We start from the raw sequence: 13366 nt of genomic DNA, 5'->3' as shown, positions 1-13366 counted from the left end.
ATGCTCAAAACCGCAGTCGTCGGAGTCGGCGCATTGGGCTGGCACCATGCCCGTCTGTATCAGGAATGCGCCAACGCCAGCTTAAGCGGTGTTTTCGACACTTGCCCCCAGCGATGTGCAGACATTGCCAGCAAGCTCGGCGTTCGCGCCTATACCAATTTGGCGGAGCTGGCCGCAGATGCCCAGGCCGTGAGCGTGGCCGTTCCCGCTCATCATCACTTTGCGACAGCGCGCGCATTGCTCCAGGCCGGCTGCCATGTCCTCGTAGAAAAACCGCTGACCACCCAATTAGAAGATGCCCAGGAGTTGGTCGTCCTGGCCCGGCAAAACAACCGTCTACTCCAGGTCGGGCACATCGAGCGCTTCAACCCCGTCGTACAAGCCTTGCAACCGCATCTGGAGCAGCCCCGATTCATCGAAGCCCACCGCCTAGCCGGTTTTCCGCCGCCTCGACCGGATCTGCCGCCGCGCGGCACCGAGGTGGGCGTGGTGCTGGACCTCATGATTCACGACATCGACTTAATTTTAAGCCTGGTGCACAGCCCACTCATCCACGTGGACGCAGTGGGCGTATGCATACTCAGCTCACATGAAGACTTGGCCAACGCAAGGCTGCGTTTCGCCAACGGCTGCGTTGCTAATCTCACCGCCAGTCGGGTGTCCACCAAAACCATGCGCACCTTAAGGGTCTTTCAAGATCAGGCCTACCTCCGCCTGGACTGCCAAAGCCGACAAGCGGAGGTGTTTCGCAAAGAGGGCAACCGCATCAATCATCAGGCCGTTGAAGTTGGCGAGCACAACGCATTGGCCGAACAACTCGGCAGCTTCGTAAGCAGCGCATTGCGCGCCGAACAAGGTCTGGGGTTGCATGCCCCAGTAGACGGGCGCGAAGGCCTACGTGCGCTGGAGGTGGCGCATCGTATTCTTGCGAGTATTCAGGCCCAGGCTGCGCTCAATCCCCCCCCAAGGCCGCCAGTGGAGCTGGCTCTGGCGCCTGGCGCTCCGGCAAGAACCAGCTCAGAAATCGTGTAAAGCCAATGGCGTTCCCCTTCTCAAAGTCCATATGACTCGCAATAGCTACTGCGGGGTTGATTTGCCGCCCCAACATTTGCTTCCAGACCAGTGCTTCGGTCTGCACCCGCATGTCTAAGTCGCTGAGCAGACGCGGCACCGGATCCAAGACGCCACGACGCAGCCACAGGGTCCAGGCTTCGCCGGTATCCCTAAACTCCAGCCCCACGCGCATCTCCACATCCAGGGTTTTCTCCGCCTTAAGGTTCGTCGCCAATGCATCCATGACGGCGCTCATGGGCAGCGCCCGCACCATGTCTACGCTGCCACTATTGACGGGCTTGAGGCGCAGGCCCTGACCCAGTTCCAAGGCACTCATCAAGTAGTAATGGCGAGCATTCGGGTTAGTTGCGGCTTCGCCCAGCGCCAGCAGGGCACCGACTCGCGCCTGCCGGGCATTGGTGGACTCTGGCTGCAACCTCAGCACCCAGTCAGAGAGTTGCAGCGCCCATTGCCAATCCTGAGCATCCAAAGCGGCCTCCAATTGATCTTGCAAGGCATCGGCACCTCCAGCCAAGTCGGCCATGCGCTGCGCTTCATCCATGGGCGTTAAGGGGTCCAGCTGACTAGGGTTGCCGTCAAACCAGCCTAGGTTGCCAGCAAAGACCGACCGCGCCGACCAGCGCGCCGTACCGTAGAACTCTTGTAAATAAGGTTCGCTGGCCAAATGGGGCGGCAGCTTGAGCCGAGCCACGATCTCATCGGGTGTCAGTCCCATGTTGATGTAGCGCACGGTCTGGTCGTACACAAAGCGGATCGCATCGCGATAGTTGGTCAGCACCCGCTGAATGTCCTCCGCCCCATGCAGCGGGCGTGTATGGCTAGGCGCAATGTGCTCTACCGGCAAAGCCCGCATTTTGTCGATACTCGCCGCCCATTGCTTCAAAGAACGGTAAGGTGTTCCCCGAATGGTGTACAGGTTTGGGAAGGTCTTGTAGAGGTTGTCGCCAACTGCCAAAGTCCCTGTTTGCGGCAGCCACACGAAGATTTGATCATTGGTTTCCCCTGGGGCGTGCACCAGCTCCAAGTCCACCCCGGCAATACTGAGTTCCAGCCGCTGGTCGACGGTTTGCGTAGGAGCTACGAAACCAAACTCGGAGTTTTCGTCAATCGACAAAAAGGGACCAATACCGTCATTCACCAAGCCTTGCGGATCTAGCTCGGTACCGAACATCCGAAACGAACGCGCCGTGATAATCGGCCGATACTCACTGACCACGCGGTATACATAGTCTGCGGTGTCGCGATGCGCCAGAACTTGGACCGGACGCTCTGGGTCGGCCAACTCTTCAATGAAGGCCTGGGCACCGAATACATGATCGGTATGGTTATGGGTATAGATGATGGCCGCCAGGGGCTTAGCGGAAATTTCGCGGAACAAACGCGCCACTTTCCGCCCTTCGGCCAGGGTCTCCATGGTGTCGATGACGATGAGGCCATCGTCGCCCTCAACCAAGATACTGTTTGCCAAACCGTAGCCGATGGCAATCCAGATTCCTGGGGCGATTTCTTCGACGCCTTCCCGAAATTCTTCGCTGTGCTTATCCAAAGCCTCCACGCTAGCCACCGCCACGCGCTGAGAATCTACATGGCTTTGGCCACAGCCCAGCAAGGCCAAACACAGTCCCCCAATCCAGAGTGTCTTCATCTCACGGTCTCCCCAAATGTGCTCGGCATCAAGCGCCGGAGTTTGTCGCAGAGCATAACAGCGCATCCGGCATTCGGTTGTGAAGTTGCATCGTAGACGATATATTGAACACGATGAATGCCGAGATCGAAGTAGATCTGGGAGCGCTGGCGATTGCCCTGCGCCGTATTAACCATGCTTTGGACCGGCATTCGCGCCGCCAAAACGCGCTATCGGGGCTGACGGCTCCCCAAGCCCTCACCCTGGCAACTCTGGCTCAAGCTAGCGAGCCCCTCAGTATCACGGCCCTGAGTCAGGCAGTGTGCTTATCCCAAGCCACCACCACCGATATCAGCTTAAGGTTGGCGACCAAAGGCCTGATTGAACGGCGCCGAGATGCAGATGACAAGCGCCGTACCGTGGTACACCTCACCCCTGCCGGCCATTTGGCATTAGGCTCTGAAGCCGGCTTACTACCGAGCAGCTTTCTAACCACTTTTGCCAACCTCCCCCCAGCGCGGCGGCAACGCCTGCTCAGCGGCGTGCTCGACTTGGCAACTCTGATTGCCGAGCAAACCCCTGCAAACGATTAAACGAGACCCCTATGTGTGGACTGCACGGAGAAATCCGCTTCGATAACCAACAGCCTGACCGGCAAGTACATCAACGCATTAACCAGCAGCTGAGGCCACGCGGCCCTGATGCTGAGGGCTTTTTTGCCCAGGGGCCCTTACTGCTCGGTCACCGCCGACTCAAGATCATTGACCTCTCCGATGCCAGCGCCCAACCCTTCGTAGATGAGGCCGCAGGCTATGCCATGGTCTTTAACGGCTGCATATACAACTATCAGGAGCTGCGCAAAGAGTTGGAAGGGCGTGGCCACAGCTTTCGCTCCCAGGGCGATACTGAGGTCATCCTTCGGGCCTGGATTGAGTGGGGCCCAGACTGCGTGCACCGGCTCAATGGCATGTTTGCCTTTGCCCTGCACCACCTCAGCTCTGCCCATACATGGCTGGTCCGTGATCGCCTGGGCATCAAACCTCTTTACGTCCAAGCACTCCAAGGCGGCTTACGCTTCGCCTCGACCTTGCCGGCCCTGCTGGCCAGTGGTGATGTGGATAGCAGCATTAACCCCGTGGCCCTCCATCATTACCTCAGCTGGCATGCTGTGGTTCCACCACCGCACACCATCGTAAACGGTGTGCAGAAAATGCCCCCGGCGACAATCCGTCATATCCAACCCGATGGGCGCATCCAAGACACGCTGTACTGGAAACCTGAGTTCCCAGCCGATGACGGCCAGCGCTCAGCCGCTGATTGGGAAGAGGAGCTACATGCCGTCATGCGCCGCGCTGTGGATCGACGCATGGTGGCCGATGTGCCAGTGGGAGTATTGCTATCAGGCGGCGTGGACTCCAGCCTCATTGTGGCCTTGCTGGCCGAGGCCGGGCAGTCTGGCCTACACACCTTCTCAGTCGGCTTCGATTCGAGGGGCGATACCGAAGGCGATGAGTTCAAATACTCCGACCGCGTAGCAGCCGAGTTTGGCACCACGCACCACAAAATTCCGGTACCGGAAACGGAAATGATGGCGGCCTTGGATCCCACGATCCGAGCCATGAGTGAGCCTATGGTAAGCCATGACAATGTAGGCTTCTTTTTATTGTCACAGGCCGTCAGCCAACATCTCAAAGTTGTGCAAAGCGGCCAAGGCGCGGATGAAATTTTTGCGGGCTATCACTGGTACCCACCGATGCAGCACACCAGCGATCCGGTGCAAACCTACGCCAAAGCCTTTTTTGACCGTGACCAAGCTGGTATGGCCCAGTTGCTAGAGCCGGATTGGCTGGCCGAGCCGGACCCTAGCCAAGCCTTCGTTCGTTCACACTTCGACTTGCCTGGCGCAGAGGACCCCGTGGCCAAGGCTTTACGCCTGGATACCCAAGTCATGTTGGCCGACGACCCGGTTAAACGCGTGGATAACATGACGATGGCCTTCGGGCTTGAGGCACGGGTGCCTTTCTTGGACCATGAAGTGGTCGAGTTCGCCGCCCGTGTGCCTAGCCAATTGAAACTGGCCGATGGCGGCAAAGGCTTGCTTAAGAGCCTGGCACGCAAGCTGGTTCCGCGCGAAGTCATTGACCGGCCTAAGGGGTATTTCCCGGTGCCCGCGCTGCGTTATCTGCGCGGCGGGCTGCTGGACCGCCTGCGTGACAGCTTACTGGACCCACAGGCCTGCACCGCGGGCATCTTGCAGCGTCAAGCCATTGAAGACCGCTTGGCCTCCCCCGATGACTACATCACTCCATTGCGTGGCTCCGAAATGTGGCAGATCGGCCTGTTGGAACTGTGGCTGCGTGAACACCTACGAGGGCAGACATGAGATCGCGGACTGCGCGCAAGCTACGACGGCCCGACCGTCTGCATCGGCGCATTGATTCCACCAAGGCTCCAGACCACCCCCTGCGACCGGAGCAGCGCAACGTCACACTAGATTGCGGTTGGGGGCGTCTGCTCTTCGGCCAAACCTTCTCTAGTGACCCGGCCGAGCTGGTGGACGAGTTGTTACGAGAACAGTCCGACCGGCGCGACATGGCCATGTATGTCAGCGATCCTCATGTGATCGTTTCCTATGCGCCCCAAGATATCTTTCTCGACCCCTCGCACACCTTCCGCCTGGAACTCACGCGCCTACGGCCCCAAGAGCGCCCCCCAGACAACATTCAGATTCGGCGCATTCAATCCCGCGATGATGTAGATGCGGTCAACCGGCTCTATGGCCAGCATCATATGAAGCAGGCCGATGCAGACTTCCTGGTCGACAATTTACGCGACCGCCGCCGCGTTGTTCTGGTGGCCCTGAACCCTGATGGACGAATCATCGGCACGGTCACAGGCATCGATCACGTAGAAACGTTTAATGACCCTGAGCAGGGCTCGTCGTTGTGGTGCCTAGCGGTAGACATTCACCATGCCCTACCCGGTACCGGCGAGGCCCTGGTGCGCAACTTGGCTGGGCGTTTTCTGGGGCGTGGTCGTGCCTGGATGGATTTGTCGGTGATGCACGACAACAAACAGGCCATCGCGCTGTACGACAAGCTTGGCTTTCACCGCGTGAATGTGTTTTGTCTCAAACGTAAAAACACCTTCAACCGGGGTCTGTTTGTGGGGCGCGAGTCGCATGACAATCTCAACCCCTACGCGCAAATCATCGTTGATGAAGCCCTGGCGCGCGGTATTCGGGTGCAAATACTCGATGCTGCCGGTGGTTACTTCAAGCTCGCTCACGGTGGGCGTAGCATCCGCTGCCGCGAGTCGCTTACCGATCTCACCTCGGCCGTCGTGATGAGCCGTTGTGCCGACAAGGCCTTGTGCGCACGTATGCTCCGCAAAACCGATGTGCGCGTCCCTGCCCAAATGTTTGCGGCAGCAGCCGAAGACAACCGCGAATTTCTACAGCGTTTTCAACGCATTGTGGTCAAACCTGTAGACGGCGAACAAGGCGCTGGCGTGAGCGTGGACATTCGCGACGAAGACTCCATGCAAGCGGCCATTGAATCTGCCCAAGCGCATGGCCGCGTATTGCTGGAGGAATATATCCAAGGCAAAGATCTACGCATTATCGTCATCGACTACCAAGTGGTGGCCGCAGCCATCCGCGAACCCGCTGCTATTGTGGGTGACGGACGCAATACTGTGGAAAATCTGATTTTGAAGCAGTCGCGTCGACGCGCGGCGGCAACCCAAGGGGAAAGCCGTATTCCCATGGACGGCGAAACCATCCGCTGCGTGGAAGCTGAAGGCCATCGCATGGATGAAGTTTTGCGTTCCGGTTCACGATTGCAGGTACGCAAAACGGCCAATCTGCATACCGGCGGTATCTTGGTGGATGTGACGGAGCAACTCCACCCTGCCCTGCGTAAAGCCGCCGAAACGACCGCGCGCACCTTGGAAATCCCGGTCACCGGATTGGACTTCATGGTCAAGTCCGCGACCACCCCCGACTATGCATTCATTGAAGCCAACGAGCGCCCAGGCTTGGCCAACCATGAGCCCCAGCCCACTGCGCAGCGCTTCATCGACTTACTCTTTCCGGAAACCGCATCATGAAAGGCATTAACAGCAAGTATCTGGTCGAACAACTCAAAAACCTGCTGGCCATTCCCAGCCCGGCCGGATATACCGACGAAATCGTCCGCTACACCGGCGCCGAGCTCGAAAAAATGGGCATCCATATTGAGCTCACCCGGCGCGGAGCCATCCGCGCCACGCTGCCCGGCAAGATCAAGAGCCCAGATCGCGCCATCGTTGTGCACCTCGATACGATTGGCGCCATGGTGCGCGAGCTCAAACCTAACGGGCGATTAGGCCTGGCCATGATTGGGCATTGGTCCTCGCGCTTTGCCGAAGGCGCCCGTGCGGATGTACTCACAGATTCGGGCAAACATCACCGCGGCACCATCCTGCCCCTCAAAGCCTCAGGCCATGTGTACAACCAGCAGATCGACACCCAAAAATCCAGTTGGGATCATGTCGAACTCCGCGTCGACGAGTTTTGTCATAACAAACAAGATCTGGCTGACCTGGGTATTCAGATTGGCGATTTCGTTGCGGTGGATCCGCGTACGGAGGTCTCCGAGTCGGGGTTTATCAACAGCCGCCACCTTGATGACAAAGCCGGGGTAGCCGCCTTACTTGCCATGGCCAAGCTGGTTGTGGAGGAAAAGCGTCAGCTGCCCACCGATTGCCACCTGCTTTTCACGATTTCCGAAGAGGTGGGCTCGGGCTGCTCTGCCGTGCTGCACCAGGACGTGGCAGAGATGGTCACCATCGACAATGCCACGCCAGCGCCCGGCCAGAACTCCAAAGAAACCGGCGTGACTATTGCCATGAAGGATCAGGTCGGGCCCTTTGACTACCACCTAACACGTCGTTTGATCGACTTGTGCAAAGAGAATGGCATCCTGCACCAGCGCGATGTGTTCCGCTATTACCGCTCTGACTCAGCCTCCGCCATTGAAGCGGGCAACGACATTCGCACCGCACTGATCTGCTTTGGTGTAGACGCATCTCATGGTTATGAGCGCACGCACCTCAACAGCCTGGAGAGCATGGCGGGACTACTCCTGGCCTATGTCGAGAGCGAACCGCTCTTCCTCCGCGACCAAAAAGATCTCGCTCCCTTGGAGGGCTTCGTTTCCGGCGCAGATCACCACCAGGCCGGTGCTGAACATCAGCAGTCCGGCGCGGATGACAAGCAAGACTAGTTCAAACAGCTTGTGTATTTTGGAGGCGCAGGCTGTTCCTGCGCCCGCATTTCTTCGCAGGCAAGCGGCGTCACTTTGGCGCAAGACAGTGACCGGACTTGCACTGCGCTGCTTCGCTTTGGCATAGAGTGCTGTACTCCAATCGCGACAATGGGAAGTAGTGATGAAGGTGCGTATTGAAATCGAGCTCAACCCCGAGGAGTTCCGCCAATTGCTCGGCCTGCCCGATGTAGCTGGAATCCAGGAAGACCTCATTCGCTACGCGCGTGATCGACTCGCGCAATCGGGGGAGAATTTTGACCCGGTCAGCTTTTTGCGCGACACCATGACCGGTAAACGAGGGTTACGGGCCTGGCGCCGCTTCATCGATGCCAGCTTAAGTCCTGAGGAAGATACCGAGGCCGCGCCGGAGTCTCGCCGGCGCAAGCCCCGTACCAAAGATGCCGACGAGGACTAGTGTCCCTAGACAGAAGTTCGTCGCACACATGCGGGTCAGCATGGGGTGTGCCGCCCTGCCCGCCTAGGCAGTGCTAAAGGGCAAGAAGGCCCAAGCTCATAGCAAGCAACAGCGGTATCAGAGCCAGACTCGCCAGCACACCATCATGAACTAGCGTCGCGGTCGCCAACACCGAGACGGTAGCGCCGAGCAAAGAGGAGCTAAACGGCACCAGTTCCAGCAAGGGCATGAGTGCCCCCAGTAAGGCACAAACTCCTGGCACCAGGCGCTGCAATGGGGGGTGAAAGATCAGCGACCAACGCGCACGACTTTGGCGGTCTAACCACTCCACCAATGGGCGCATTTTCTCCAAAGCGGCACTCAGGCGTCGTCCGGAGATTGTCCGGCGGAGTATCCATTGGGGCAGCCAGACCCTTTCCATGCCCAAGAGTTGCTGCAGTGCAATGAGGGCAATCATCACCCCACATACGCTAGAAAATAGTGGGATACCACTCAAAGGCGAGGTGACGGCCAATGCCGGCACCAGCAAAAGCGGGACAAAGCTGGTTGGACCGAAGGCCACCACCACATCCTCTATGGACACCTGCTGAGCGCTGGCCCGTTGCAATGCTTTCTCGAGCACAGCCTTCAAGCTACCAGGCTGCCCGCTCGGCGGTGCTTCGCTCATGGGCGCAGCATGCCAGCAATAAGGGCATAAAAAAACCGGAGCACCTGGGACAGATGCTCCGGTCGGGGTTGGTGAGGAACCACTCTCACCGGGGGATACCCGTTAGCGCTAGGGATTAGCTAGCTGCTGTTGTGCTTTTCGCAGCCGCCGTTTTAGCGGTGGTTTTACGAGCAGTGGTCTTACGCGTGGTGGTGCGCTTGGCCGCAGCTTTTTTAGCGGCAGGCTTTTTGCCTTCCACAGCTTTAACAACACCTTCGTAGCCCGTTTTGCCCAGCTTTTGCAGCTCTTCAGCAGTCTTCAGCACAGACTCTTTGGACTCTTCAAAAGCCTTCACAACGACGGTGCGACCCTGCGGCAGGAAGTCAGCTGGCTTTTCGCTGACAGCCTTGAAGCCGGCTTCGCGAGCCTTGGTCACACTGGTTTTGGCTTGACCGTAAAGGTCTTCAGCGGCGTCTTGGTTGGTTTTGGCAACGGTTTTCGCCGTGGTGCTCACCAGATCGCCAGCCTTTTTCAAGGTGTCGGTCGACACTTTGATGGCGTTTTCAGCACGGCCACTGACCAGCTCAAAGCGGCTCTTGGCTTCGCCGCGAACTTTTTCTACGCGAGTTTCAGCTTCTTTACGCAGCGACTCGACGCGAGTTTTGGCTTTTTCGATGATTTCTTGTACTTGCATTTTTGGCTCCTCCCCACTCAAGGGATCTGCAAACGAATTACGATGACAGCAAATCCGTCATCTGCCGGATATGTTGCAGTGCATCATATGTGTGCAGTGCAACAATTGTCAAGTGTTGCGTTGCAACAATTTCCATTCGAAGTGACAAGCAGGACCCATGCCCGATATCAGCGCAATCTCTTACTGGCTTCAGCCGCAGCACTGGCAAGACAAACTGTGGCAGCCACCTCAATCGCGGGGGCAAGCGGCACTGCAACGCATCGCACAGGTTGTTTACTGCTCCATCCGCGAGCTCAGTCAGGGTGACCTCACACTACGTGCGATGAGCTTGGTGTACACCACCTTACTGGCGCTGGTTCCCCTGCTCGCCTTGAGCTTTTCCTTATTCAAAGCCTTAGGGCTGCACAACCAGATTGAGCCCATGCTGATGAATCTGCTGCAGCCCTTGGGTGCAGAAGCTCCACGCATCACCAGCATGCTTTTGGACTTTGTCGATAACGTCAAGATCGGAGTGCTTGGGTCTATTGGCGTGGCGATGCTGTTTTACACCGTCATTTCCATGATTCAAAAAGTGGAAGCGGCCTTCAACCACGCCTGGAAAATCCCCAGAACCAGGCCCCTGAGTCAGCGTGTCTCCCAATACTTGGTCCTGCTGCTCTTAGGTCCACTGGCCGTATCGCTCACTGTTGGCGTCACGGCGAGCCTGTCCTCGAATCGGCTGGTGAGCACGCTGCTCACGATGCCCGGCATGAGCGAAGGTGTAATTTTGCTGGGTCGTCTCACCCCACTACTCATGGTCTGTGCCATTTTCAGTTTCTTATTCGTCGTCATTCCCAACACACGGGTACGTTGGGGTGCGGCCATGATGGGGGGTTTATTCAGTGGCGTGCTATGGCAGCTGGCCACGGTGGGCTTTGCCGAATTTGCTGCCGGTAGCAGCAATTACAACGCCGTGTATTCCAGCTTTGCCATCCTCATTTTGCTCCTCATCTGGATGTACATCGCATGGATGATCTTGCTGCTGGGCGCGCAAATCACCTTCTTTAGCCAGAACCCGCAGTATCTGACGGCGCGCCGTGAGGCCGGAGATTTATCACCGCAGGGCCATGACGCACTGAGCTTGAGTCTGATGCTCGAGGTGGCCAAGCGGTTTAGCGAGCAGCAATCTCCACCCAATGCTGAACAACTCACAAAGCAGCTCAAAGCCCGACCAGAGGCAACCAATATGCTCATCGCCAGACTGTTGGAGCAAGGCTTGCTACGGGAGACCAGCGACGGAGGATACCTGCCCGGAGCGCCGATTCAGGCTCTAAAACTGTTGGATATCTTGCAAGCCTCACGCAACCCCATTCATACAGGGGGGCACGTGACAGATGCCCGCTACGCGGCGGTGACCACCCTGGCCAGCGAGCTTGAGCAGATGCGCTGCGAGCATCTCGCCGGGCGCAGCCTGGAAGATCTCCTGCGCTGCAAACCAGATTAGCTGCTATCGCGCGGCAGCACTTAAAACTGCCCTACCGGGACGAGAGCAACACGCCTCAACCGCCCATACCCAGGCCAGGGTGATGCCCGGTCGCGGACACAATGCGTTTCTCATAAAAAAACCGCAGCTTTGATGCTGCGGCTTTTTTAACTATATCGGCAGGTAGGTTGCCCTCAAGGCTACCTTTAGCGCCGCGCCCGGCCCTTCTTGGCCACCGGCGGCGTGTTGTTGGCCTCCGGCACGGTAATGGTGAGTTCCAAGGCCTCAGTGGTGTCGTCTTTGCTCACATCAATAGCCACCGCATCATCGGGCACCTGCACATAGCGGCGGATGGCTTTGAGAATGTCACGCTGTAGCTCTGGCAAAAAGCTGGGCGCACCACGTTCGTGCATACGATCAGCCACCACCACCAACTTCAGCCGCTCACGGGCTTCGCTGGCCGTAGACTTTTGACGTTCGCGAAATAGATCAGTCAACCAGGACATATCAATCTCCGAACAAGCGGCTGAATAGGCCTTTGCGTTCAATGGTTACGAAGCGCAAGGGGCGGTCTTTGCCAAGGAAACGATCGACAAGGTCACCGTAGGCCACACCGGCATCGGTCTCTTCTTCCATGATCACGGGCGTGCCGGCATTAGAGCTATTCAGAACCGTTTTCGACTCTGGGATGACGCCCATCAACGGAATGGCAAGAATGTCCTGCACATCTTCCACCGAGAGCATTTCCCCTTGCTGCACACGCTCCGGAGAGTAACGCGTAATCACCAAATGCTCTTTGGGTGGTGTGCCGTTCTTGGCGCCGACCGTTTTCGACTGTAACAGCCCTAGCACCCTGTCCGAGTCACGCACCGACGACACTTCGGGGTTGGTCACCACCAGAGCTTCGTCAGCGAAGTTCATCGCCAGGAATGCGCCTTTTTCAATACCCGCCGGGGAGTCGCAGACGATGTAGTCGAAGTCTTTGGACAAATCATCCAATACCTTCTTCACACCTTCTTCGGTCAGCGCGTCTTTATCGCGCGTTTGCGAGGCGGCAAGAATGTACAGGTTGTCGACCCGCTTATCTTTGATCAAAGCCTGCTTGAGATTCGCTTCGCCATGGACCACGTTCACGAAGTCGTAAACGACCCGGCGTTCGCAGCCCATAATCAAGTCAAGATTCCGTAGGCCCACATCGAAGTCGATGACGACCGTTTTGTGGCCGCGTTTGGCAAGCCCACAAGCAAAGGAGGCACTGGTGGTGGTTTTCCCCACACCGCCTTTGCCCGAGGTCACCACAATAATCTTCGCCACGATTGATTCCCCCTTCAGAGACGATTTCGTTCTATTCAGCCTGTAGCCAGCTTAATCTAGCGCCTGGAAATCCAGCCGCTCACCATCCAATTTGATGTGGACGGGTTTCCCGCGCACCTCCGCAGGAATATCGTCCGCCACCACGTAAATACCCGCAATTGCCACTAACTCTGCTTGCAAAGAGTGGCAGAAGATGCGCGCATTGGTATCACCCTGCGCCCCAGCAATGGCGCGTCCACGCAGTACACCATAAATATGTACATTGCCGTCGGCAATGACCTCAGCGCCTGCGCCCACCGGCGCGGTCAGCGTCAGGTCGCCCTGCCGTATGTATAGCTGCTGCCCGGAGCGCACGGGCGTATTGTGCACTTTGACGGCAAAAGGCTCAGCCGTAGGTGCCGCTGGCGGCTCCGCGGCCTGGGCTGGCGCGGGTGCAGCTTCGGCGGCTGGTGGTGGAGCTGGAGCCGGAGCTGGCGGCAGATCGGCCACCGGCACCTCGACCACATCTCCTTTGCCGCCAGGATCGCGAATCACCGCCAAACCGGTGCGGCGAACAGCGGCCTCCATCGACGCCGCGCCACGAACTGCACCGATGACCTTCAGATGCTCCTTGCGGCAAATGGCCAGCAGACCATCAACATCGATAATTTGCACTTGTAGATCCAAAGCCACGGGCAGTTCGCGCAGCAATGCAGCCTGAATCAGGTGGTCGCGCAGGGTTTGCGCGATCTGCTCCAGGTCATTGGTATAGATGCGCAGTAGCGAAACGCTCAACATGCGCCCTTTGAACTCCAGCGTTGGGCGTCCGTTCGGTGTGCTCATAGATTT

The 13366-nt window shown here is 57.9% G+C and carries 13 protein-coding genes; 7 read left to right on the top strand and 6 right to left on the bottom strand.

Translation table 11 applies throughout. The features are described 5' to 3' along the window. Window positions 1-1032, top strand: a complete 1032-nt coding sequence (locus KI787_10100; GenBank protein ID MBV6630303.1) for a Gfo/Idh/MocA family oxidoreductase — start codon at window positions 1-3, stop codon at window positions 1030-1032. Here KI787_10100 and KI787_10095 read toward each other — a convergent pair. After that, a complete protein-coding gene (locus KI787_10095) occupies window positions 953-2719 on the bottom strand; it encodes an MBL fold metallo-hydrolase (GenBank protein ID MBV6630302.1) in 1767 nt (588 codons plus the stop codon). The two genes, KI787_10100 and KI787_10095, sit on opposite strands and share 80 nt — an antisense overlap. A gap of 113 nt (window positions 2720-2832) precedes the next feature. Between KI787_10095 and KI787_10090 the strand changes: the two genes are divergently transcribed. The 5 genes from KI787_10090 (at window position 2833) to KI787_10070 (ending at window position 8422) form a co-directional block, all read left to right on the top strand. After that, a complete protein-coding gene (locus KI787_10090) occupies window positions 2833-3291 on the top strand; it encodes a MarR family transcriptional regulator (protein ID MBV6630301.1) in 459 nt (152 codons plus the stop codon). Between the two features lie 11 nt (window positions 3292-3302). Beyond that, the gene (locus tag KI787_10085) at window positions 3303-5081 is read left to right on the top strand and encodes an N-acetylglutaminylglutamine amidotransferase (GenBank protein ID MBV6630300.1); all 1779 of its coding nucleotides are present in this window, start codon (window positions 3303-3305) and stop codon (window positions 5079-5081) included. Then, a complete protein-coding gene (gene ngg / locus KI787_10080; GenBank protein MBV6630299.1) occupies window positions 5078-6808 on the top strand; it encodes an N-acetylglutaminylglutamine synthetase in 1731 nt (576 codons plus the stop codon). The genes KI787_10085 and ngg overlap by 4 nt, the downstream gene beginning before the upstream one ends. After that, window positions 6805-7965 (top strand): osmoprotectant NAGGN system M42 family peptidase, encoded by a 1161-nt coding sequence (locus tag KI787_10075; GenBank protein ID MBV6630298.1) that lies wholly within the window; start codon window positions 6805-6807, stop codon window positions 7963-7965. Before ngg ends, KI787_10075 begins: the two co-directional genes overlap by 4 nt. 163 nt (window positions 7966-8128) lie before the next feature. After that, window positions 8129-8422: a hypothetical protein gene (locus KI787_10070; protein MBV6630297.1), complete on the top strand. Its 294-nt coding sequence runs from the start codon at window positions 8129-8131 to the stop codon at window positions 8420-8422. A gap of 73 nt (window positions 8423-8495) precedes the next feature. Here the strand turns inward: KI787_10070 and KI787_10065 are convergent, their stop codons facing one another. Together KI787_10065 and KI787_10060 are read right to left on the bottom strand one after the other, a co-directional pair. Next, complete coding sequence (locus KI787_10065; GenBank protein MBV6630296.1) at window positions 8496-9089, bottom strand: exopolysaccharide biosynthesis protein; 594 nt, start codon at window positions 9087-9089, stop codon at window positions 8496-8498. A gap of 115 nt (window positions 9090-9204) precedes the next feature. Next, a complete protein-coding gene (locus KI787_10060) occupies window positions 9205-9762 on the bottom strand; it encodes a hypothetical protein (GenBank protein ID MBV6630295.1) in 558 nt (185 codons plus the stop codon). Between the two features lie 157 nt (window positions 9763-9919). On the opposite strand from KI787_10060, the gene KI787_10055 reads away from it, so the two are divergent. Continuing rightward, window positions 9920-11245, top strand: a complete 1326-nt coding sequence (locus KI787_10055) for a YihY/virulence factor BrkB family protein (protein ID MBV6630294.1) — start codon at window positions 9920-9922, stop codon at window positions 11243-11245. Window positions 11246-11430: 185 nt separating this feature from the next. Here KI787_10055 and minE read toward each other — a convergent pair whose 3' ends face one another. From minE to minC, 3 genes are read right to left on the bottom strand one after another with little or no spacing between them, the layout of a single operon-like run. Further along, window positions 11431-11730, bottom strand: coding sequence for a cell division topological specificity factor MinE (minE, locus tag KI787_10050; GenBank protein ID MBV6630293.1), 300 nt, complete (start codon window positions 11728-11730; stop codon window positions 11431-11433). Between the two features lies 1 nt (window position 11731). Beyond that, window positions 11732-12538 carry a septum site-determining protein MinD gene (gene minD / locus KI787_10045; protein MBV6630292.1) on the bottom strand — a complete coding sequence of 269 codons (807 nt, stop codon included), beginning with the start codon at window positions 12536-12538 and terminating at the stop codon, window positions 11732-11734. Between the two features lie 51 nt (window positions 12539-12589). After that, entirely contained in the window at window positions 12590-13315 is a 726-nt protein-coding gene (minC, locus tag KI787_10040; protein MBV6630291.1) for a septum site-determining protein MinC, read from the bottom strand. Between the last annotated feature and the right edge of the window lie 51 nt (window positions 13316-13366).

Source organism: Oceanococcus sp. HetDA_MAG_MS8 (assembly GCA_019192445.1).
GTDB lineage: Bacteria > Pseudomonadota > Gammaproteobacteria > Nevskiales > Oceanococcaceae > MS8.
The sequence above is the reverse complement of the archived record's forward strand: the minus strand, read 5'-3'. Positions and strand labels throughout refer to the sequence as shown.